Annotated in this window: 18 protein-coding genes; 10 read left to right on the plus strand and 8 right to left on the minus strand. The window is 56.7% G+C overall.

Annotation, left to right across the window (positions count from 1 at the left end; genetic code table 11):
• Positions 1 to 106: 106 nt before the first annotated feature.
• Positions 107 to 1,489, plus strand: coding sequence for an MFS transporter (locus tag SK50_RS13590; RefSeq protein ID WP_048229551.1), 1,383 nt, complete (start codon positions 107 to 109; stop codon positions 1,487 to 1,489).
• A 21-nt stretch (positions 1,490 to 1,510) separates the two neighbouring features.
• Here the strand turns inward: SK50_RS13590 and SK50_RS13595 are convergent, their stop codons facing one another.
• The 3 genes from SK50_RS13595 to SK50_RS13605 are packed head-to-tail and all read right to left on the minus strand — an operon-like array spanning position 1,511 to position 4,221.
• The gene (locus SK50_RS13595) at positions 1,511 to 2,506 is read right to left on the minus strand and encodes a DUF2891 domain-containing protein (RefSeq protein WP_045345181.1); all 996 of its coding nucleotides are present in this window, start codon (positions 2,504 to 2,506) and stop codon (positions 1,511 to 1,513) included.
• A 9-nt stretch (positions 2,507 to 2,515) separates the two neighbouring features.
• Positions 2,516 to 3,502 (minus strand): DUF979 domain-containing protein, encoded by a 987-nt coding sequence (locus tag SK50_RS13600; RefSeq protein ID WP_017382341.1) that lies wholly within the window; start codon positions 3,500 to 3,502, stop codon positions 2,516 to 2,518.
• On the minus strand, positions 3,499 to 4,221 hold the full coding sequence (locus SK50_RS13605) for a DUF969 domain-containing protein (protein WP_003857121.1): 723 nt from the start codon (positions 4,219 to 4,221) through the stop codon (positions 3,499 to 3,501). The genes SK50_RS13600 and SK50_RS13605 overlap by 4 nt, the downstream gene beginning before the upstream one ends.
• A gap of 224 nt (positions 4,222 to 4,445) precedes the next feature.
• Between SK50_RS13605 and SK50_RS13610 the strand changes: the two genes are divergently transcribed.
• Positions 4,446 to 4,994: a winged helix DNA-binding protein gene (locus SK50_RS13610; protein WP_045345179.1), complete on the plus strand. Its 549-nt coding sequence runs from the start codon at positions 4,446 to 4,448 to the stop codon at positions 4,992 to 4,994.
• On the opposite strand, the gene glgX is transcribed toward SK50_RS13610, so the two are convergent.
• Genes glgX through treZ form a run of 3 tightly spaced genes read right to left on the minus strand, consistent with a single transcriptional unit; the run spans position 4,991 to position 11,334 of the window.
• The gene (glgX, locus tag SK50_RS13615; protein WP_045345177.1) at positions 4,991 to 7,066 is read right to left on the minus strand and encodes a glycogen debranching protein GlgX; all 2,076 of its coding nucleotides are present in this window, start codon (positions 7,064 to 7,066) and stop codon (positions 4,991 to 4,993) included. The two genes, SK50_RS13610 and glgX, sit on opposite strands and share 4 nt — an antisense overlap.
• A 15-nt stretch (positions 7,067 to 7,081) precedes the next feature.
• A complete protein-coding gene (treY, locus tag SK50_RS13620; RefSeq protein WP_045345175.1) occupies positions 7,082 to 9,550 on the minus strand; it encodes a malto-oligosyltrehalose synthase in 2,469 nt (822 codons plus the stop codon).
• Complete coding sequence (treZ, locus tag SK50_RS13625; RefSeq protein WP_045345171.1) at positions 9,547 to 11,334, minus strand: malto-oligosyltrehalose trehalohydrolase; 1,788 nt, start codon at positions 11,332 to 11,334, stop codon at positions 9,547 to 9,549. The genes treY and treZ overlap by 4 nt, the downstream gene beginning before the upstream one ends.
• Before the next feature lie 131 nt (positions 11,335 to 11,465).
• Here treZ and SK50_RS13630 point away from each other — a divergent pair, with 131 nt between their 5' ends.
• From SK50_RS13630 to SK50_RS13640, 3 genes are all read left to right on the plus strand, one after another.
• On the plus strand, positions 11,466 to 11,993 hold the full coding sequence (locus SK50_RS13630) for a GNAT family N-acetyltransferase (protein WP_045345169.1): 528 nt from the start codon (positions 11,466 to 11,468) through the stop codon (positions 11,991 to 11,993).
• A 111-nt stretch (positions 11,994 to 12,104) separates the two neighbouring features.
• Positions 12,105 to 12,989: an SDR family oxidoreductase gene (locus tag SK50_RS13635; RefSeq protein WP_017382335.1), complete on the plus strand. Its 885-nt coding sequence runs from the start codon at positions 12,105 to 12,107 to the stop codon at positions 12,987 to 12,989.
• Between the two features lie 107 nt (positions 12,990 to 13,096).
• Complete coding sequence (locus SK50_RS13640) at positions 13,097 to 14,074, plus strand: MBL fold metallo-hydrolase (RefSeq protein WP_032653619.1); 978 nt, start codon at positions 13,097 to 13,099, stop codon at positions 14,072 to 14,074.
• A 117-nt stretch (positions 14,075 to 14,191) separates the two neighbouring features.
• Here SK50_RS13640 and SK50_RS13645 read toward each other — a convergent pair whose 3' ends face one another.
• The gene (locus SK50_RS13645) at positions 14,192 to 14,776 is read right to left on the minus strand and encodes a nuclear transport factor 2 family protein (RefSeq protein WP_015570507.1); all 585 of its coding nucleotides are present in this window, start codon (positions 14,774 to 14,776) and stop codon (positions 14,192 to 14,194) included.
• A 109-nt stretch (positions 14,777 to 14,885) separates the two neighbouring features.
• Between SK50_RS13645 and SK50_RS13650 the strand changes: the two genes are divergently transcribed.
• Both SK50_RS13650 and SK50_RS13655 read left to right on the plus strand, forming a co-directional pair.
• Positions 14,886 to 15,767, plus strand: coding sequence for a LysR substrate-binding domain-containing protein (locus SK50_RS13650; protein WP_023303752.1), 882 nt, complete (start codon positions 14,886 to 14,888; stop codon positions 15,765 to 15,767).
• A gap of 16 nt (positions 15,768 to 15,783) precedes the next feature.
• Entirely contained in the window at positions 15,784 to 16,707 is a 924-nt protein-coding gene (locus SK50_RS13655) for a LysR family transcriptional regulator (RefSeq protein WP_023303753.1), read from the plus strand.
• Here the strand turns inward: SK50_RS13655 and SK50_RS13660 are convergent.
• The gene (locus SK50_RS13660) at positions 16,698 to 17,582 is read right to left on the minus strand and encodes a LysR substrate-binding domain-containing protein (protein WP_017382331.1); all 885 of its coding nucleotides are present in this window, start codon (positions 17,580 to 17,582) and stop codon (positions 16,698 to 16,700) included. The two genes, SK50_RS13655 and SK50_RS13660, sit on opposite strands and share 10 nt — an antisense overlap.
• A gap of 111 nt (positions 17,583 to 17,693) precedes the next feature.
• On the opposite strand from SK50_RS13660, the gene SK50_RS13665 reads away from it, so the two are divergent.
• The 3 genes from SK50_RS13665 to SK50_RS13675 all read left to right on the plus strand — a co-directional run bounded on the left by SK50_RS13665 (position 17,694) and on the right by SK50_RS13675 (position 21,084).
• Positions 17,694 to 19,175 (plus strand): UbiD family decarboxylase, encoded by a 1,482-nt coding sequence (locus SK50_RS13665; protein WP_045345167.1) that lies wholly within the window; start codon positions 17,694 to 17,696, stop codon positions 19,173 to 19,175.
• A 324-nt stretch (positions 19,176 to 19,499) separates the two neighbouring features.
• Positions 19,500 to 19,787 carry a VF530 family protein gene (locus tag SK50_RS13670; RefSeq protein WP_003857097.1) on the plus strand — a complete coding sequence of 96 codons (288 nt, stop codon included), beginning with the start codon at positions 19,500 to 19,502 and terminating at the stop codon, positions 19,785 to 19,787.
• Between the two features lie 7 nt (positions 19,788 to 19,794).
• Positions 19,795 to 21,084 carry a glycoside hydrolase family 10-like protein gene (locus SK50_RS13675; RefSeq protein ID WP_033487785.1) on the plus strand — a complete coding sequence of 430 codons (1,290 nt, stop codon included), beginning with the start codon at positions 19,795 to 19,797 and terminating at the stop codon, positions 21,082 to 21,084.
• Positions 21,085 to 21,086 lie beyond the last annotated feature (2 nt).

The following is a 21,086-nucleotide window of genomic DNA, read 5'->3' on the forward strand; positions in this document are numbered from 1 at the left end:
ATAAGGCGTTTCGTGCAACGATAAAGTGCAAATGGTGCGCCTTCCGCCCTGTAAAAGCCATCTTTATAGTTTTGTCATCCATACACTCTTCTCAGAGGACAACATGATGATGCTCTTTTCCAGTCAACCCGGCGACGAAGGACTGCCTGGTCCGGCGCGCGCACGGGTGATGGCCGCAATTATGACCACCACCTTAATGGGCGTGTTTGATGGCACCATGATCAACATTGCCCTGCCCTCCATGGCTCAGGAGATGCAGGTACCTGCCAGTATTGCCGTCTGGTTCGCCAACGGGTATCTGCTGGCGGCTGCGATGACGCTGGCGATATTCGCGGCGCTTGCGGCCCGCCTGGGTTATCGCCCCGTATTTCTGGCAGGCCTGACGACCTTTACCCTGACATCACTGGGTTGCGCGCTGGCGAATACACCCGAAGTGCTTATCGGTATGCGCGTGCTTCAGGGGATCGGCGGCGCGGCGACGCTCAGTATTGCCCCCGCAATCCTGCGGTCCGTATTTCCCGGGCGATTGCTTGGCCGCATTCTGGGGTTACACGCCCTGCTCATCGCCTCCAGCTCCGCTATCGGCCCGGTATTGGGCGGGACGATCCTTCACACCCTGAGCTGGCAATGGCTGTTTGCGATAAACGTTGTTCCCGGCACCCTCGCCTTACTGCTGGCGGTCAAAGCGCTGCCGCGGGATGCGGTTCGAAAGCAAGCGCCTTTCGACACCCCGGGCGCCATATTGTCGGCGCTGCTGTTGGGATCGACGATCATGGCGGCGAACAGCCTCCAGGACTATCATCCCGGTAGCCTTTGCTGGACAATGCTCGCTGCGCTGAGCGGCATGGCGTTTATCTGGCAGATCCGCCGCGCGGATAACCCCTTACTGCCGCCGAGGATGTTTAAAAATGAACGCTTTACCCTCGCGGCCTTCACGTCGATGATTGCTTTTGTCAGCCAGGGGATCACCTTTATTGCGCTGCCCTTCCTGTTTCAGAGCGAATACGGCTACAGCCCGGTGTTGTCTGCCCTGCTGTTTACGCCGTGGCCGCTAGGGATCGTACTGATTGCGCCGCATGCAGGCCGGTGGGCAGACACGATTTCAGCCCCGGCGATATCCACCCTGGGGCTGATGATTTTTGTCGTCGGTTTGATCCTGCTGGCAACATTACCCGACCGCCCTTCAGTGTGGGATATCTGCCTGCGGAGTCTGGTGTGCGGAGTGGGGTTTGGCTGCTTTCAGAGTCCCAATAACCGGGAAATGCTCTCCAACGTTATTCGTGAGCATGCGAGCTATGCATCCGGTGTTTTATCCATTATGCGCACGTTCGGGCAGTGTCTGGGCGCCGCCGCCGTGGCCGTTCTGCTGGCCGCAGATGAAAGGTCAATTCATGTTGCGCTGTGGGTCGCCGCCGCAGCTTCTGCGGTAGCGGTCGTCGTCAGCGCGAGCCGGTTGCGTAAAATCACTCATCCTGCGGAAACAGGATGAGCACGAAAATATAACTAAGCGCTACTCCAGCGCCAGCAGCGCAAAACTCGCCAGCCAGTGGCCGCCGCTGTAGTGACTGCCGACAACATGCTCCACGCTTGCCGAGAGATGGCGCGCAACGGCATCCTGTAACGCCTGTTGCGCCGGGTGGTTTTTCGGCAAAGCGCGGGCAATGTGCTTCATACACCACGCGCGGCTGAGGTTAAGCCCGTCCAGATGTGCGATTTTCGGGTCGGTGCGGTCGCTTACCTCAGCCGGGTTCATCAGCGCTGAAACGGCACCCACTTCAGGCAGAAACGCATCGAACCAGGCCGGGAAATTCTCTACCACCTTACTCATCAGTAACGCCTCGGTCAGCGCCCCGGAGATATACTCGTCGCCGCCCGGCTCATAATGCGCCGGATATTGCGTGTCCGTATGATAAAAGCGCGTCGCCGCGTCCAGGATCGCCTGTTCAAGCCCGTCATCCGTCACCACCCGGGCATAATCCAGCCCCAGCGCGAGCGCAAACGCCGTGTTGTAATGTGTTCCGACGCGGATGGGATAGGTGAGCTTGCTGAGGTAATCCACCAGCCGCTGGCGAATATCCCGCGTTAACGGTTGCAGCGTCTGGTACCAGCGCTCCGCCTGTGGCAGTGACGACTGTTTCAGCTCCTGCGCCAGCGCCAGCAGCCAGCCGTAGCCATAAGGCCGCTCAAACGACGCGCGGAACGGCGCGGTAAAATAGGCCAGCTCCTTCGCCACCTTCTCGTCGGTCAGGTGTTCTTCGAACAGAGTGATGATCTCTTCCCGGCACGGCAGTTCGGGCCAGAGACGCAGGCAGCGCAGCAGCAGCCAGTAGCCGTGCACCGCAGAGTGCCAGTCAAAACAGCCGTAAAAGATCGGGTGCAGCTCGCGAGGCGGCAGAACGTCGCCGTCACCGTTGAGCAGATGCATAATGTGGTTCGGGTATTCCTGACGTAAATAGGTCAACGGCATTCTGGCGAAGGCGTCAGCCTGATGTTGCGTTAATTCCATTGCAGCTCCTTAGCGAAACACGAGGAAATACATTAAGAACACGTTCACCACCAGCAGGGTTAACGCGGTCGGGATCTGGATCTTGATAACCTGATATTTGTCTTTTAGCTCCAGCAGCGCGGCGGGCACAATGTTGAAGTTGGCGGCCATCGGCGTCATCAGCGTGCCGCAATAGCCTGCGTACATACCGATAGCCAGCAGCGGCGCCGGGTTACCGTGATGGACGTTAATCAGGAATGGCAGAGCGATACCGGCGCTTAACACCGGGAAGGCTGCGAAGGCATTACCCATGATCATGGTAAACAGCGCCATCCCCACGCAGTAAATGACCACCAGCATGAAGCGGCTGTCCGGGTTCACAAACAGGCTGACCACCTTTTGTACCGATTCGCCGGTATTCGCCACCACAAACACCCCGCCGAGCATGGCCAGCATCTGCGGCAGGATCACCGCCCAGCCAATGGTATCGACCAGCCGACGCGACTGACGCACCGCATGCAGCGGCGTACCTTTTGTTAGCCACCAGCCGGTAAGGATAGCCGCCACGCAGGCCACGCACAGCGCCGCCAGCGTAAGCTGTTTCTGGTCGAGCAGATAAACGCCGCCAATCGACACGCCTTTCAGAAACAGCGTCCCGATGACCGTTACCACGGGGATCATCAGTGCCGGTAAAAACAGCCAGTTTTTCAGCCGGTTCGACGAGGCAACACGCTCCTCCTCGGTGGACATTTTATAATGCCCCTTCCCGACCAGCCCGAAACCGGCCAGCAGCGCAATCACGATAACGGCGCCGCCAATAATGCGATACGCCAGCGACTTACCCAGCTCCTGCACCATCAGATCGCCAAACAGGAAGATCCCGCCGAACAGAAACCAGAACAGCGCCGTGGTATAGCGTTTCGGGTTAGCGCGGTCGCGAAGGGTCATCACAACCAGCAGCATTACGACGAAGCCGATCAGGTAATACACGCGGTTAATGGTGATGAGGGTCATCATGGTGCGATCTCCTGCGTACCCTGCTCTGCTTTCCAGGCCATCACGTCGCGACGAATGCTGGCGTCGAGGCGCAGCAGACGCGTCATATGGATGATCAGTGCCGCAATAGCGGTCGGAATGGCCCACAGGCCGATATGCAGCGGCTCGATCCCCTCGATCCCGTTCTCTTTCAGGAACGCATCAATCAGCAGTACCGCGCCAAAGGCGATAAAGATATCTTCCCCAAAGAAAACCGCGATATTGTCACACGCGGCGGCATGGGCTTTGATTTTGTCGCGGATAGTCTGCGGCAGTTCGCCGTATTCATTCAGGGCCGCCCCTTCCGCCATCGGCGCCAGCAGCGGACGCACCGTTTGCGCGTGGCCGCCAAGGGACATCAGGCCCAGCGCAGCCGTACCTTCGCGGGCGACAAAGTAGAGCATCAGGATACGCGCCGAGGTGGCGCTGGCGATCTTCGCGACCCAGGCCTGGGCGCGCTCTTTCAGCCCGTAATACTCCAGCAGGCCAATCACAGGCAGGATCAGAATGAAGGTGGCAAGCGATCGGCTATTCACGAACTTTTCGCCAAAGGTTTCCAGCAGCATACCGAAATCCATGCCAACCAGCAGGCCCGTCGCCAGCCCCGCCACCACGACAACCAGCAGCGGGTTGAAACGCAGTGCAAAACCAATAACCACCACCGGAATCCCGATAAGTGGCAACAGTGTAGAACTGTCCATAAACGTTACCCTATCCAAAGTGAGCGTTGCGCGCCGACGGCTATTTTTTATACTTCGCAGCAGAGCGAAGCCGGTGCATTACGGCGCGCGATGTTGTGTTTTGCGTCAGGCTCCACAGAACCTGCACTAAAAAGCTATATCTGAACGTCAAAAACATGTAAACAATTTATCAATAAAATGTTCTTATTTTATCGACGGGTTTACATTTCGGGGGAAGGATCGTTATGACAGTAGAGAAAAAGACGACAGCATTGAACCACGACGATATTGCGGACGGGCGAATCGTCTCCTCCCGTCATCTCGTCTCAGAGCGGTGTGCTGAATTATCAGAGCTGGAATATGCGCTGATCATGACCAGCAATGCGTTTAACAAATGGATGGTGCGCTGCATGACCGCAGCGGGTGAACCGGATATGGGGGCCTTTGACGTTTCGCTTCTGCACCACGTGAATCACCGCAACCGCAAGAAAAAGCTGGCCGACATCTGCTTTGTGCTGAACGTGGAAGATACCCACGTGGTGACGTATGCGCTGAAAAAGCTGGTTAAGGCGGGATATGTCACCAGCGAGAAAGCCGGAAAAGAGCTTTTTTTCTCCACCACGGAGGAGGGGAAAGCGCTGTGCATGAAGTACCGGGAGGTGCGGGAGGCCTGCCTGATCAACATTCATGCGGAAAGCGGCATTCCGGGAGCATCAATTGGCGAGACCGCGCAGTTACTCCGCGCGATCTCCTCCCTGTATGATACCGCCGCACGCGCGGCGGCCTCGCTTTAAGGACGGCGGAAAAGCGTCATACTCCGCCCGGCCAGTTCATAATCGACGGATTCCGTGATGATTTCCCCTGTGGGGGCATCATCCGCCGTCGAAAGCTCCAGAACCCAACCCCCTTCGCCAAACTGCGGGATCTGGAATGGCACCGTACCTTCAAACGGGTTAAACAGCATCAGCACGTCGTGCCAGACGCCCTCTTCCTGTTCAAGATCAGGACGGCTGATGGCAAGACCAAGGGTGGAACCCTCGTCCCACTGTTCCGACTGCTGAGGTCCGCCACCGGCGTTAAACCAGCGGATCTCCAGCCCGTCGCGCCAGTTCTCACGTCGCAGCAGCGGCTGCGTCGCGCGCAGGGCAATCAACCGACGGGTAAAGTCGCGCAGCTTCTCGTCGTTTTCAGAGAGCCCTTTCCAGTTTACCCAGGAGATCTCGCTGTCCTGACAATAGCCGTTATTATTGCCCTTTTGCGTCCGGCCAAACTCATCGCCTGCCAGCAGCATCGGCGTACCGTGCGAGAAGAAGAGCGTGGTGAGGAAGTTGCGCTTTTGCCGCTCGCGGGTGGCGATGATATCCGGGTTCTCCGTCGGCCCCTCTTCGCCATAGTTATACGACCGATTATCGTTATGTCCGTCGTTATTATCTTCCCCGTTATCGGCGTTATGTTTCTCGTTGTACGACACCAGGTCGTTCAGCGTGAAGCCGTCATGCGCGGTAATAAAATTGACGCTGGCCCACGGACGACGCCCGCGCAGATCGTACAAATCACCGGACCCTAACAGACGGGCGGCAAAATCGTTAGAGACGTTATCCCCCTTCCAGTATTCACGTACCGTATCGCGGTATTTGTCGTTCCACTCACCCCAGCCTGGCGGGAAGCCCCCCACCTGATACCCGCCGGGGCCGATATCCCACGGCTCACCGATGAGCTTCAGCTTCGACAGCACCGGATCCTGGGTCACGGCATCGAAGAAGCCGCCGCGCGGATCGAACCCCTCCGGCTCACGTCCGAGAATGGTCCCGAGGTCAAAGCGGAAACCGTCAATCTGCATCGATTCTGCCCAGTAACGCAGGGAGTCCATGACCATCTGCAATACGCGCGGGTGGGAAGTATTAACGGTGTTCCCGGTGCCGGTGTCGTTGATGTAATACCGGTGCTGATCCGGCATGGTGCGGTAATAACAGAAGTTATCAATTCCCTTAAACGACAGGGTTGGCCCCAGCTCGTTGCCCTCCGCCGTGTGGTTATAGACCACGTCGAGGATCACCTCGATGCCCGCGTCATGATAGGCACGCACCATGTCGCGGAAACCCTGGATCCCCGCCGGGCCGTAATAGCGTGACGCTGGCGCAAAGAAACCGAGCGAGTTATAGCCCCAGAAGTTTTTCAGACCGCGATCGAGCAGGTGCTGATCGTCAGGGAACCAGTGAACCGGCAGCAGCTCGACCGAGGTAATCCCGAGGCTTTTGATGTACTCCACCGACGCTTTATGCCCCATCCCCTCAAACGTACCGCGCAGTTCAGGCGGAATAGCCGGGTTAAGCTGGGTAAAGCCTTTTACGTGGCTCTCATAAACCACGGTATGCGGCCACGGGATATCGGGTCGGCGGGAGTCTTGCCAGTCGACGGCATTGGGGTCGATGACCTTACATTTGGGCGTAAACGGCGCGCTGTCTCGCGTATCAAAGCTGAGATCCAGCTCATCGTGTCCCAGCTCATAGCCGAAGTGGGCATCGTTCCACTCAATGTCACCCACCAGTTCACGGGCATAGGGGTCAATAAGCAGCTTATTGGGATTGAAGCGGTGACCGTTCTCCGGATCGTAAGGGCCATACACACGGTAACCATACAGCGCCCCCGGTTTCAGATCCGGCACATAGCCGTGCCAGACCTCATGGGTATATTCCGGCAGTTCCAGGCGGGCTATTTCTGTTTTTCCCGAAGGATCAAACAGACACAGCTCTACCCGCTCCGCGTGGGCGGAAAACAGAGCGAAGTTCACCCCTTTCCCGTCATAATTTGCGCCCAACTGCTGGCCATGACCGGCCCGAATTTCAAACGTTGTATCCTTTGGCATTTTTGTTCTCCTCGATTAGTCGCAGGTAAGCAGAACCAACAAACATCCCTTTTCAGACGTTAAATCCAGCGTCTCTGGCAGAAGGCGGCGCTCACCGGTAAACAGATCCCGGTAGTGCTTCCCGGCCAGCTCCTGGGGTATGGCCACCGTAGTATTGGCCCACAGCATCGCATTGTCGGTGACGTCAAACACCAGACGCGGCACGGCGACGATCAGCGCCTCGTCATCTTTTATGCGGGCATAAACGATCAGATTCTCTTCCCGCTCGCCGGTCACCTTCAGCGGCAGCCAGTCGCCGTAGCGGAAAAGCGCGGGGTAATGCGGCCGCAGCCGTAACAGCGTGGCGGTGACGTACTGCTTCACGCTGCCGTCTCGCCAGCGTTGCGCATCGTTAAAAATGGTTCCATCCGCTACGCTGAGGTTTTCCGCCAGCGCGGTGAAATCCGGTTCGCGGCGGTTATCCGGGTCGACCAGGCTGAAGTTAAGCCCTTCGCTGCCCTGGTAGATGTCCGGTACGCCTGGCGCAGTCAGCTTGATCACCGTCTGGCTCAGGCTGTTCATTAACCCAGCCCGAATAAACGGCTGGAGTGCGGCACTGAAATCACGCAGGAACAGGGTGTTATCCGGGGAGAGCAGATGGCGCACGTAGTCCAGCACCACGCTCTCGTACCCTTCGTTGCTGTCGATCCAGTCGGTACGCTGCTTGGCCTCGCGCAGGGCTTTCTCAATAAAGCCGAGGAAACGCTCTTCCAGTGACTTAAGACCATCACGATCGTCTGGCGACAGCGTGGCTGGCCAGACGCCCGCCAGCGCCTGGAAGATCATCCAGGTGTCGGCGGCGTTCGGCGCGGTGCCGTCGTTGAGGAATCGGACCTGCGTCTGGTTCATCTGCCGCCAGCGCGCCAGGTTTTCCCCCCACAGATCTGGCGCTTCCGTCAGCGTGTATAGTCGCGCTCGCGCATCCTCGCCGCGTTTGGTGTCGTGGGTGGAGGTTCCCAGCAGCGCATCGGGCTGGCGGGCAAGACGAATGCGCATCTCCTGATGAAAACGGGAAAGTGAAAATGCGCGCGGCGTCGGGTCAGCGCCGACTTCGTTCAGGGCCAGCTCCAGGTTATGGCGGAAGAACAGCGTATCCTCTACCGATTTCGCCATCAGCGGCCCGGTCAGTTGCTGAAAACGGGTGCGGAAAAGCGAGGCCAGCGCGTGGTCATCCTCAGGCAGATCGCCGGTAAGAATACGCACGATCAGGCTGAGAGCGGGTTCAGAGGCGTTGACGCTGGAGACCACGCGACTGAGCAGCGCCACATCCGGTGGCGTCAGCCCCTCTCCGGTGCCGTAGGTGCGATACACCGGAAACGCGATAAGCAGCTCGCGCAGGGCATGGCGGATATCCTCATGCTCCACTTCGGCGCCGTTATGCCCGGCCAGCTCGCTGGCGATTTTGAGCAGCGTGGTAAATTCACCTTCAAAATTACGATCGGTCATCAGCCCTTTGGCTTTGCGAAGTTCCGCCTGCCTGTCCACGGTCGTACCCAGCGTCTCGTCGTAGAGCGTCTCCAGTCGCGAGAGGTTGGTATCATCCACCAGCACTTCCGCCAGCGAGGCAATAAACTCATAGCCCGTAGTACCCGAGACCGGCCACTCCGGAGGAAGCTGTTCCCCTTTGGCGAGGATCTTCTCTACCGTGATGTAGCAATCCGGTCCGGTCGCCGCACGCAGGCGCTGCAAATAGCCCAGCGGATCGGCAAGCCCGTCCACATGGTCAATGCGCAGGCCGTCGACAACCCCGGCGTGAACAAGCTCAAGGATCAGGCGGTGCGTGTCTGCGAAGACCGCCTCATCCTCTACCCGCACGCCGACCAGCCCGGTGATTTCAAAAAAGCGCCGCCATGAAAGCTGTTTCGGCGCTTCCCGCCAGGACATCAGCCGCCAGCTTTGCGCCTCGTGGATCTCAGCGATGCTCTTGCCTTCGGCATACGTGCCGGGATTAAGCGGATAGGCGGTATCATAGTAAACCAGCGCCGCGCTGTTGGTGACACTGTCACGTTTTAAGGTGATAGCCCCCCGCTCCAGCTCGGCTTCAAAGGTGTCGCCAAGAAACGGCAACGTCAGCGGTCGGGACCAGTCGATATCAAAATACGCCGCATAGCGGCTCTGCCTGCCTTGTTCTATAACATCGCGCCACCAGCGGTTTTCCAGCGAGGTCGACATATGGTTAGGAACGATATCCAGAATCAGCCCCATCCCGGCCTGTTTCAGCGCTGCCGCCATGCGGTCAAACCCTTCCCGCCCGCCAATCGCCGGGTCGATTTCGTTGGGGTCGGTCACGTCATAGCCGTGGGTGGAATCCGTGGTTGCGGTGAAAACAGGCGACGCGTAAAGATGGCTAATTCCAAGGTCTTTCATATACGGAATCAGGTCCACCACGCGATCGAAGGTCATGCCGTTGCGAAACTGAATTCGGTAAGTAGAGGAAGGGATCATAGCGCTGCTTCTCCATCAGCTAAGCGAACAACAATGCTGTTTGGCGGCAGGTTATCGACTGCCTCCGGCCAGCTAAAGATCGTTTTTCCGGGCAGGTTCGGTAAGGCGAGCGGCTTTTTGCCGATATTCAGCGCCAGCGACAGCGTACCGGACGGGAAACGCCAGCTCACGGCAACCATGCCGAGCGCCGTATGCAGGACGTTACCCTCCGCGGCGCCCCGCTGTTTCAGTAGCGGGACGATAAAGCGCTGACGCAGCGCAATCAGTTCGCGCGTAGCGTGCAGCCACGCCCTGCCTTCCTCCGTGTCTGCCTTGTTCCAGTCAAGCTTCGACCGCATAAAGGTATTTACGTCATTGGGGTCCGGTACGGTTTCATCGTGCCCGGCATGGCCGGTGAACTCTTTCGCGCGCCCTTCCCGCACGGCTTTCGCCAGGTCGCCGTGGAAGTCGGTGAAAAAGAGGAACGGATGCGTTTCGCCATACTCCTCGCCCATAAACAGCAGCGGAATATGGGGCGACATAAGCAGCGCCGCGAACAGCACACGCGTTTTATCCGCGCCTGCCAGAGAGATAAGCCTCTCCCCCTGGGCACGGTTGCCGACCTGGTCGTGATTCTGAATAAAATCGACAAAAAACTGCGGAGGTTGCTCGCGACACTCTACCCCGCGCGATTTTCCGGTCTGAAGCGAGATTTCCCCCTGGTAGACAAAGCCCTCTGCCAGCGCCCGCGCCAGTTTTTTCTCCGGCTCAAAGGCAAAATCCTGATAATAGGCGTGTGATTCCCCTGTCGCGAAGACATGCGCGGCGTTGTGAAAATCATCATTCCATTCGGCGGTGAAAAGCGGCGTCTGACCATGCTCATCGCGCGGATGCAGGAAAATCACGTTGCGACTGTCTTCGGTGGTCAGATGGATATGCCGATCCGGAAATGCGTCGCGGATCCGTTGCGCTATCTCGGGAAGAATATGGGTCTCAGCGTCGTCATGGATCTGGTCGATGGCGTCGAAGCGCAGACCGTCAAGATGATACTCCGAGAGCCAGAATAACGGCGCCTCGGCGATGTATTGCCGGACGGCCTCAACCTCATAGGCAATACCGTTGCCCCACGGGGTCATACGATCCTGATGGAAAAACGCTGGCGAGAGCAACGGCAGGTAATTACCTTCCGGGCCAAAGTGGTTGAGTACGATATCCAGCACCACGGAAAGCCCGAGCGCGTGGGCGGCATCAATGAAGGCATGAAAATCATCCGGTGTGCCATAAGCCGAGTGCGGGGCATACAGCAGTACGCCGTCATACCCCCATCCGCGCGCGCCCCCGAACTGGGACACGGGCATCACTTCCAGTTGAGTAATACCCAGCCCGGCCAGATAAGGCAGTTTGTCGATGGACGCCCTGAAGGTTCCTTCCCCGGTGAAGGTGCCGATATGCAGCTCGTAGATCACCGTCTCTTCCCACGGTCGTCCTTGCCATTCCCGCTGAGTGGGCTGGCTGCGACGCGGGTCGATCACCACCGACGGGCCGTTGACGTCGGCCTGCTGCGCGCGTGAGGCCGGATCCGGCACCGCCATTCCATCCTGTAAAACAAACTGATAGGTCGTACCGTGCCTGACGCCGGGCACGTCAATCTGAAACCAACCGTCGCCCACCGCCGCCATGGGAATGTCGGTATCGGTTAAACGTAATGTGAGATCTTTCTGCCCTTCTGCCCAGACGCGAAAACGTACAACGTCATCGGAAATAAACTCAGCACCCCAGTGCCTGCGACATGTTCTGAATTCCATTCATTGTCCTCGAATGACCACCTTTTACGCGGAACGAAATACAAGCTTAGACCAGGATCTACAGAGTGTTATGCCAGCAGGGGATGCCGCTTCGTCTATTATCTATTTATAACTCCCACTTAAGGAATACTATGCATATTCGAAAAGGATTAAGTACAGACCTCGCCCGCCTTGAATGTTGTGATTTTTCTTTCAAGGTTGATGAGATTGCAAGAGAGCCATTTCTCAATGGTGATTTGCATATCGAGGCGCTGACCGAACCTTATCTTAAAACCTATGAACTTGATCTCCAGACGCTGGAAAATCATTGCGTTAATCCGGATTCAATATTTCTTATCGCCGAAACGGATGACGGTGAAATCGCCGGTTTTATTACCGCGTCCTGCAACTGGAATAAATTTATTTCGGTGGATTACATTGCCGTGGAGCGTACAAAACGCCGTACGGGCGCGGCACACAAGCTGATGTCCGCCACCCACGTCTGGGCGCGAAGCCTCAATGCGCCCGGGTTACGGCTGGAGACGCAGAACGTTAATGTTTCTGCCTGTCAGTTCTATCGTCACTATGGGTTTATTCTCGGCGGTTACGATCGCTACCTTTACAACGCCCTGCCGGAAAAAGATGAGGTCGCCCTTTTCTGGTATTACATGCTGACTTGAGAAAATATTTTATATCCGCTGCCAGAAGATAGATTTGTCTGAATTTGTCAATTTTGCCCGCTTACGTTTAATTAACGACTAATCTTGGAATTCACTATTAAGGAGGCCGGTATGTCTACAGGAAATAATCACACGCTGCATTACCCTCGTCCACCGTTTGCTGAACAACCGCAAAGGGCCCCCGGGCTGGCATCGGAAATGAAGCCAATACCGGATCACGGTGAAACAAGTTATATCGGATCAGGCAAACTGGCAGGAAAAAAAGCGCTGATTACCGGCGGTGATTCCGGAATTGGTCGCGCGGTAGCGATCGCCTATGCCCGTGAAGGTGCAGATGTGGCTATTGGCTATCTCCCGGAAGAGGAGTCCGATGCGGCATCGGTCATTGCGCTGATTCGGGCCGAAGGCCGTAAAGCGGTCGCCATTCCCGGCGACATTCGCGTGGAATCGTTCTGCGATACGCTGGTGGAAAAAGCCGTCGCGGAACTGGGTGGCCTGGATATCCTGGTGAACAACGCTGGACGCCAGCAGTACTGCGAATCGATCGACGATCTCACCACGGCAGATTTCGACGCGACGTTTAAAACCAACGTCTATGCCCCCTTCTGGATCACTAAAGCTGCGCTGCGCCATTTGCAGGAAGGCGCCGTGATCATTAACACCACTTCCGTTCAGGCGTTTAAACCGAGCGCGATCCTGGTGGACTATGCGCAGACCAAAGCCTGTAACGTGGCCTTTACCAAGTCTCTGGCTCAGCAGCTGGGGCCGCGTGGCATTCGGGTGAATGCCGTCGCGCCAGGTCCATACTGGACGCCTCTTCAGTCCAGCGGCGGTCAGCCGCAGTCCAAAGTTCAGAAGTTCGGGGAAGATACGCCCCTGGGCCGACCGGGCCAGCCGGTTGAAATCGCACCGCTGTATGTGCTGTTTGCCTCCGATACCTGCTCATACGCCTCCGGTCAAGTGTGGTGCTCTGACGGCGGCACCGGCGTGCTGTAAAGCATCCTCTCAGACCTATCCATTTCATGGATAGGTCACATTCACTCCCCTGCTGTTCTCAAAAATCTCAGTTGAACTATGATGAACTTACTATTGAGGAGCCCATCATGTTTACTGTGAAAAAACTTGCGATATCAACCCTGTTTACCGGTTCAGTTTTGTTCTTTCCCGCGATCCACGCGGTGGCCAGCGTTCCGCAGCATGTGGTGAAACAGCAGGCTGGCGGCTACAGCGTTCAGGTTGGCGATACGATTGTCACCGCCTTTACGGACGGCAGCGTGCCGCAGGATCTGCACGCCTTACTGCGCCGGACGACGGCAGAAAATACCGATGCGTTACTGGCTAAAAACTTCCAGGCCAATCCGGTGGAAGCGTCGATTAACGCGTTCTATATCGCCATCCCCGGCCACAAAATTCTGGTGGATACCGGTTCCGGTCAGCTCTTTGGCCCCGGCAAAGGCGGGCGGCTGATTGAAAGCCTGGCGACGCAGGGCATTACACCGCAGGATATTACCGATATCCTGATCACCCATGCGCACTCCGATCATGCTGGCGGCCTGGTTAAAGACGGTCAGCGCGTGTTTACCCGCGCGCAGGTGTATGTCGGCAAACCGGATATCGATTTCTTCTTTAACGACGAGAACCAGAAAAAGTCCGGCTATGACCAGAACTACTTCGACGTCGCGCGCAAGACCTTAAAGCCCTATCTTGACGCCGGAAAAGTGAAGACTTTCTCCGGGACGGAACAGCTTCTGCCGGGCATCAGCGGTACGGTACACCCGGGCCACACCCCAGGCTCCGCGTTCTACACGCTGGAGAGCAAAGGTGAAAAAATGACGTTTGTCGGCGACATCATTCACGTTGCCGCGGTTCAGTTCCCGCAGCCCAACGTGACGATTGCGTACGATGAGGATCAGGACGGCGCCGCCCGGGTACGCAACGCAGCTTTCGCTGAGTTTGTGAAAAACAAAGATCTGATTGCGGCGCCACATCTGCCTTTCCCCGGGATCGGCTATGTGACGAAAGGTGAGCGGGAAGGCTACGCGTGGGTTCCGGTGACCTATACCAACCGTGACGCCCAATAAGAGAGTCTCTGCGTCCCAGGCTAAATATTTCAGCCTGGGACCGCTATCTCACGCCCAGGGCCCCGCGGCCGGGTATTAACCAGCCGGCGAAATCTGTTCGGCCCTGCGCTCAACCTGTCAGACAGCCAGCCATTTTTTTGCGTTCGCTTTCATATTCGCTTCTAGTTCACTGTCACGCGTGGCAAATACGCGGCCGAGGGGGAAACCGCTTTGTTCCAGCAGATAAGCTAGCGCGGCATATTCCCGCGGATAGTTGGCAGCAATTTTTGAATCAATCTCAACCGGGCCCAGCGGAAAGGTGAAAATACCCATGTCGTAGATGCTCTGACGATGGAACAGCTTCCATACGCCCTCTCTCTTTTCTGCCAGATCGTAGAAACGATTGTGGCATTCGCATCCAATATTAAGTTTTATATTTTCAGCGATGATCATCGCATTGGTTTCAAGAATCGCTTTGTCGCCGCGGTCGTTAAAAGTGACGACGGGCGAGCCAATCATATGTTTTGTGCGCAAATCTGAAGCGCCCATACGCATGGAACCCTCGACAAAATCGCTCGCGAGCCCTTCGAACCACGTAATTTCGATTGTGCCGTCCGGATGAAAAAGATTACGCAGCTGCTCCCATTCGCCCAGGTCGCGGTGCATCCAGCCATTCATGAGGTCGTTAAGATCCTGACGGTCTTGCAGTTGGTGAGTTTGCATTGTTTGGTTCCTGTTTGAGTTGATGCGTTCAGTTTGGCCGTGAAGCGGTTTATACTCAAATATATATATTTTATTAAACAATCATTTTTAATGATGAATCAGGGTGGCAATGGAACTCCGGCACTTACGCTATTTTTTGGCTGTTGCAGAAGAAGAGCATTTTGGACGCGCGGCTGAGCGACTCAATATTGTTCAGCCTGCGCTCAGCATGCAGATTAAAGCCCTTGAAACTGAGTTAGGCGGTCCGCTGTTTATCCGCACCAGCCGTCGTGTGGAACTTACTGAGGCCGGATCGCTTCTTCTCAGCGAAGCCAGACTGATGCTGGAACAGATGGAACACACGCGTCTGGCAGTCCAGCGTGCGATACGGGGAGAGACAGGGCGTGTACGGGTCGGTTTTGCCGGTAACGCCATTTTTAGTGGCAAAATGATTACCGATGTACGTCGCTTCCGTAAAACCCATCCGGATGCAGAAGTCACCATTCAGGAAATCGCTCCCCAGAAACAGGTAGCTGCGATCCTCGCAGGGCATATTGATGTCGGTTATACACCGGATAACAGTACGACAGCCGATCCGCAGATCAGGGTGCAGAAAACCGGAAACTGGGAGATGATAATCGCAATGTGTGACGATCATCCCTTAGCCATCCATCCGCACCTCTCCGTTGAAATGCTCGCCGGTCATCCCCTGGTCCTGTACGACGCGCATGACGCCAATGAAAATCTGACTTTGCTGCTGGCGCAGCAGCTCGGGGATGGTTTTTGCGTGGCACATCGTTCAAACAGTACGCTAAGCGTTCTGGCATTTGCCGCAGCCGGGCTCGGTCTGGCGCTGGTTCCCGCCCCCCTGCAACAGGTGCAAATACCCGGACTGATTTACCGCAACCTGAATGCTCAGGCGTTGACCGCAAATCTGGTCATGATCAGCCGCATGCAGGAGCCAGGTAATGCAGTGACTGCTTTTCTGGCAATGGCTAACCTTCCCTGTTGAACAACGGCAGCAAGCTATGACGCACAATAAGATGCCCTCCTCCGATATGGATATGGACCTGATCCTGACGCTGGATGCGTTACTCAGGGATCAGAATATCACCCATGCGGCCGCGCGGCTGGGCATCAGCCAGCCGGCGATGTCTGCCCGCCTTGCGCGCCTGCGCGTCCTGTTCAATGAGCCGCTGTTTATCCCTTCCCCACACGGACGTGGGGTGTTACCTACGCCGCGCGCCGAGGCGCTAAGGCCGCAGGTCGCGACGGTTTTGCAGGGTATATCGGCGATGCTTGAACCCACCACGTTCAACGCGCATAACAGCACCCGCACCTTTGTGATTGCCCTGCACGAGAACCCGGCGCTGATGCTGGGGGCAGAGTTGCAGAATCAGATTAGCAGCGCAGCACCAGGCATCCGCCTGCGTTTTGCGCTCCCGGAAACCCCGCTGCTGCCAGCGCAGATGGAAAATGGCGATGTGGATATTTATGTCGGCGTTAATGCGGGGGCGCACGATGCATGGGTCAGACGCAAACTGTTTGACGATGAATATGCCACAGCCCAGCGAAAAGGCCATCCGCGCGGTACGGGACCGATGGATCTGGAAAGCTATTGCAGCCTTTCCCACCTGGTGGTTTCATCCGAGGGCGACCCGTTCGCAGGCTTTGTCGATCAGCATCTGGCGGGGCTTGGCCACCAGCGTAACGTGGTGATGTCGACGCAAAGCTATGCGATGGCGCCTGCGATTGTTGCCGGTACCGATTTGCTCTGCACCCTACCCAGACGCATGTTGCTACGGTTCACGCAAACGCTTGATATTTTTCCGCCGCCGCTGGATCTCCCGCCGATCGTCATCGGTATGTACTGGCACCCGAAAAACAGCCAGGATCCGGCTAACCGCTGGCTGCGAGAACAGCTTCTTCAGGCCGCCGGACGTCAGGTATGATCGAGGATGCTCATCAATTTTTTCAGGACCTCAGAGCGAATAATCCGGTGGCAAACCAGCGTCAGCTCGCTCTCCCGGAGTCGGTCAAGAATATCCACAAAGACGACGTTTTGTACGCATATCGCCTTCGCTGAAGCCGGCAGCATGGCGATGCCAAACCCTGCCGAGACGAGACTTATCACCGTGGGGACATCGGTGGCATTTTGCACAACGTCAGGCTGTATGCCCGCGCTGTGGCAGGCATCATAGAAATATTGCTCCAGCCCCATCCCCTCCGGGTCGCGCAGGGCGATCCACTTCTCCTCTTTCACCGACGCAAGCGTCAACGCGGCGGAGCCCGCCAGGCTATGTTGACGAGGTAAGGCCAGCACGGCCTTTTCCGTTGTAAATGGACGGCTTTGCAGATCGTCAGGCAATAGCGGTAACGGGGCACGAATAATGGCCACATCCAGCTGATTGCTTTGCACGCCGGTATAAAGGGTTTGCACGTTACCCGTCATCATGGAAAGGCTGATGGCGGGCCATTTCTCATGTAAAAGCCGCAGCGCGGCGGGTAGCTTACTGTCGAATATCGCACTTGAAACACATCCGAGATTCAGCACGCCCTGTTCCCCTCTGGCCGTCTGTCTGGCATCCAGAATCGCCTGATCGGTCATTAAAATCGCGACTCTGGCTTTACTGAGAAATGCCTCACCGGCTGGCGTCAGCGTCAGGCGACGATTCGCCCGGCTAAAGAGCAAGACCCCAAGACGATCTTCAAGCGTTTTTATCTGCTGGCTCAGCGCTGGCTGCGCCATGTTAAGGCGCTCCGCCGCCCGATGCATGTGAAGCTCTTCCGCCACCACGATGAAATTGCGCATCAGTCGAAACTGCATACCTTGCCTTTATTATTGATAATAAAATTCATATTAAAATAGCATAAATGATGCAATTGATAGCCCTCTTCGTCCGGTTAAGAATGGAAGCCTTCATCCGAGGAGGGAAATATGAAAAACCACATCAACGATCTCAGAAGTGCTATCGAACTGCTCAAACGCCATGAAGGTCAATACCTTGAAACCAGCCATCCGGTCGATCCTGACGCGGAGCTGGCGGGTGTGTACCGGCATATTGGTGCTGGCGGCACGGTAAAACGTCCGACGCGCATTGGCCCGGCGATGATGTTTAACGCTATTAAGGGATATCCCGACTCGCGTATTCTGGTCGGAATGCACGCCAGCCGCGAGCGGGCGGCGCTCCTGTTGGGCTGCGAGCCCTCTGAACTGGCAAAACATGTCGGCCAGGCCGTGAAAAACCCGATTGCTCCCGTTGTGGTTCCGGCGGCACAGGCGCCGTGTCAGGAACAGGTGTTTTATGCCGACGATCCGGACTTCGATCTGCGTAAATTGCTTCCGGCACCGACCAACACGCCGATAGATGCCGGTCCGTTCTTCTGTCTGGGGCTGGTGCTGGCAAGCGATCCGGAAGATGCCTCACTGACCGATATCACTATTCACCGTCTCTGCGTGCAGGAGCGCGATGAGCTCTCCATGTTCCTTGCCGCAGGCCGCCATATTGAAGTGTTCCGTAAGAAAGCCGAGGAGGCGGGCAAACCGTTGCCGGTCACGATCAATATGGGTCTCGATCCCGCTATCTATATTGGCGCCTGTTTCGAAGCCCCTACCACGCCCTTCGGCTACAACGAGCTGGGTGTCGCCGGCGCGTTACGTCAGACCCCCGTCGAGCTGGTGCAGGGTGTGGCCGTAAATGAAAAAGCGATAGCGCGTGCGGAAATTATCATCGAAGGCGAACTGCTGCCGGGCGTGCGTGTAGAAGAAGATCAGCATACCCACACCGGGCACGCGATGCCGGAATTTCCCGGCTACTGCGGGGAGGCTAACCCCTCCTTACCGATAATCAAAGTGAAGGCCGTCACGATGCGTCATCAGGCGATCCTGCAAACCCTGGTAGGACCGGGCGAGGAGCACACCACGCTGGCCGGTTTGCCAACGGAGGCCAGCATCCGTAATGCGGTCGAAGAAGCCATCCCCGGTTTTCTGCAAAACGTCTATGCGCATACCGCTGGCGGCGGCAAGTTCCTTGGCGTATTGCAGGTGAAAAAACGCCAGCCCTCTGACGAAGGGCGTCAGGGTCAGGCGGCACTCATCGCGTTAGCCACCTATTCCGAGCTTAAAAACATTATTCTCGTCGACGAAGATGTGGATATTTTCGACAGCGACGACATCCTGTGGGCGATGACCACCCGTATGCAGGGCGATGTCAGCATCACCCATCTGCCGGGGATCCGCGGACACCAGCTCGATCCGTCTCAGGCCCCGGACTACAGCCCCTCCATTCGTGGCAACGGGATCACCTGCAAAACGATTTTCGACTGTACGGTGCCCTGGGCGCTGAAGTCCCGCTTTGAGCGTGCGCCCTTTATGGAGGTAGACCCGACGCCGTGGGCGCCTGAACTGTTTAAAAAATAGCGTTAACCGGAAAATCTTCTTCACCCTTCACGGGCTGAGGATTCCCCACAAAATAATGCCTGCACAGACGGCCCCCTCTCCCTTGAGGGAGAGGGCTGGGGTGAGGGGGAACATACGGCTCTGGTGGTCATTCCGTTCACTTAGGGCATCGCTGAAAGCCCTCAGTTTTTCTGAGGCAACGTTAAAGCTTTTGCTTTCAAATTACTGGGTAACCCTCTCCTTCACGGGTGAAGAACCTCACGCTGAAATTGCCGCGTCCCCTGCTTTCTTGTAACCTTTGAGCGTTTATCACATCCCCATAAAAAATGAGACTACCGGACGCCTATGACAGCACATGTTTCCAACGATCCTTTGCATGGCGTAACCCTCGAAATGCAGGTTAACGCGCTGGTTGCGCGATATGGCTGGAATGAACTGGGCAACCGAATCAAAATCAACTGTTTTCGCAAGGACCCGAGTGTTAAATCGAGTCTGAAGTTCCTGCGCCGCACCCCATGGGCGCGGGCGGAAGTTGAAGCCCTCTACCTCGACTCTCTTCACGATGACGGTAACGGGGAACAGGACGAACCGGCGTTTAATCCCTGGACGGATAGCCGGACACCCAGGAGCTAACACGCAAATGATGCGACACGTAAAACGGACTGGCGCGCTGCTTGGCTGCGCGCTTTTACTGGTAAGTTGCACTTCCAAACCACCCAAATCACTCGTTACCCCGCTGCCGCAGGCGAAACCTCTACAGCAGACTAACGAACCCATGCGCGGGATCTGGCTGGCGACCGTCTCCCGTCTCGACTGGCCTCCTGTGTCATCGGTGAATGGCCGTAGCGCGGACCAGCGTATCGCCCAGCAACAGCGGGCGCTGACGGACAAGCTCGATAAGCTGAAAAAACTTGGGATCAACACCGTCTTCTTTCAGGTAAAACCGGACAGTACGGCGCTGTGGGCCTCTAAAATACTGCCCTGGTCAGATACCCTGACGGGGACTATCGGGGAAGATCCCGGTTACGATCCGCTTCAGTTTATGCTGGATGAAGCGCACAAGCGCGGGATGAAGGTTCATGCCTGGTTTAACCCGTACCGCGTTTCCACCAACACGAAGCCGTCGACCATCGCCGCGCTTAACCGCACCTCGTCGCTTCATCCTTCCAGCGTGTACGTCCAGCATCCGGAGTGGATCCGCACCTCGGGGGATCGTTTTGTTCTCGACCCGGGCATTCCCGACGTGCGGGACTGGATAACCCAGGTGGTGATGGAAGTGGTAAATCACTACCCTGTCGACGGCGTTCAGTTCGATGACTATTTTTACACCGAGACGCCGGGGTCCACCCTGAATGATGCCTGGACCTTCAGGCGCTATGGCGAAGGATTTGCGTCAAAAGCGGACTGGCGTCGACACAATACGCAGCAGTTGATTGTGCAGGTCTCAAGGGCGATCAAGCAGGCTAAACCTGAGGTCGAATTTGGCGTTAGCCCGGCGGGAGTCTGGCGCAATCGCTCCTTCGACCCGGCAGGCTCGGACACGCGCGGTGCCGCAGCCTATGATGAATCCTACGCTGACACGCGCAAATGGGTACAGCAGGGTTTACTGGATTACATTGCGCCGCAGATCTACTGGCCCTTCGCCCGCGACGCGGCACGTTACGATGTGCTGACAAAATGGTGGGCTGACGTGGTGAAACCGACCCATACCCGCCTGTATATCGGGATCGCGTTCTACAAAGTGGGCGCGCCTTCCAGAAACGAACCGGACTGGACGGTGAACGGCGGCGTACCGGAGCTGAAAAAACAGCTCGACCTCAACGATTCACTGCCAGACGTTAAGGGCACCATCCTGTTCCGTGAAGACTATCTTAACCAGCCTCAGACGCAGGAGGCAGTTAATTACCTCCGGGGACGCTGGGGTAGTTGACT

The sequence above is a fragment of the Enterobacter sp. BWH64 genome, assembly GCF_001037645.1.
Lineage (GTDB): Bacteria > Pseudomonadota > Gammaproteobacteria > Enterobacterales > Enterobacteriaceae > Enterobacter > Enterobacter hormaechei_C.

Bases quoted from the DNA above. Each gene is read 5' to 3' on its own strand.
- SK50_RS13640 (WP_032653619.1), top strand. From the start codon at position 13,097: ATGTTTACTGTGAAAAAACTTGCGATATCAACCCTGTTTACCGGTTCA.
- SK50_RS13645 (WP_015570507.1), bottom strand. From the start codon at position 14,776: ATGCAAACTCACCAACTGCAAGACCGTCAGGATCTTAACGACCTCATG.
- SK50_RS13660 (WP_017382331.1), bottom strand. From the start codon at position 17,582: ATGCAGTTTCGACTGATGCGCAATTTCATCGTGGTGGCGGAAGAGCTT.
- SK50_RS13655 (WP_023303753.1), top strand. From the start codon at position 15,784: ATGACGCACAATAAGATGCCCTCCTCCGATATGGATATGGACCTGATC.
- treZ (WP_045345171.1), bottom strand. From the start codon at position 11,334: ATGGAATTCAGAACATGTCGCAGGCACTGGGGTGCTGAGTTTATTTCC.
- SK50_RS13630 (WP_045345169.1), top strand. From the start codon at position 11,466: ATGCATATTCGAAAAGGATTAAGTACAGACCTCGCCCGCCTTGAATGT.
- SK50_RS13635 (WP_017382335.1), top strand. From the start codon at position 12,105: ATGTCTACAGGAAATAATCACACGCTGCATTACCCTCGTCCACCGTTT.
- SK50_RS13605 (WP_003857121.1), bottom strand. From the start codon at position 4,221: ATGGACAGTTCTACACTGTTGCCACTTATCGGGATTCCGGTGGTGGTT.
- SK50_RS13595 (WP_045345181.1), bottom strand. From the start codon at position 2,506: ATGGAATTAACGCAACATCAGGCTGACGCCTTCGCCAGAATGCCGTTG.
- treY (WP_045345175.1), bottom strand. From the start codon at position 9,550: ATGATCCCTTCCTCTACTTACCGAATTCAGTTTCGCAACGGCATGACC.
- glgX (WP_045345177.1), bottom strand. From the start codon at position 7,066: ATGCCAAAGGATACAACGTTTGAAATTCGGGCCGGTCATGGCCAGCAG.
- SK50_RS13600 (WP_017382341.1), bottom strand. From the start codon at position 3,502: ATGATGACCCTCATCACCATTAACCGCGTGTATTACCTGATCGGCTTC.
- SK50_RS13590 (WP_048229551.1), top strand. From the start codon at position 107: ATGATGCTCTTTTCCAGTCAACCCGGCGACGAAGGACTGCCTGGTCCG.
- SK50_RS13610 (WP_045345179.1), top strand. From the start codon at position 4,446: ATGACAGTAGAGAAAAAGACGACAGCATTGAACCACGACGATATTGCG.
- SK50_RS13650 (WP_023303752.1), top strand. From the start codon at position 14,886: ATGGAACTCCGGCACTTACGCTATTTTTTGGCTGTTGCAGAAGAAGAG.
- SK50_RS13675 (WP_033487785.1), top strand. From the start codon at position 19,795: ATGATGCGACACGTAAAACGGACTGGCGCGCTGCTTGGCTGCGCGCTT.
- SK50_RS13665 (WP_045345167.1), top strand. From the start codon at position 17,694: ATGAAAAACCACATCAACGATCTCAGAAGTGCTATCGAACTGCTCAAA.
- SK50_RS13670 (WP_003857097.1), top strand. From the start codon at position 19,500: ATGACAGCACATGTTTCCAACGATCCTTTGCATGGCGTAACCCTCGAA.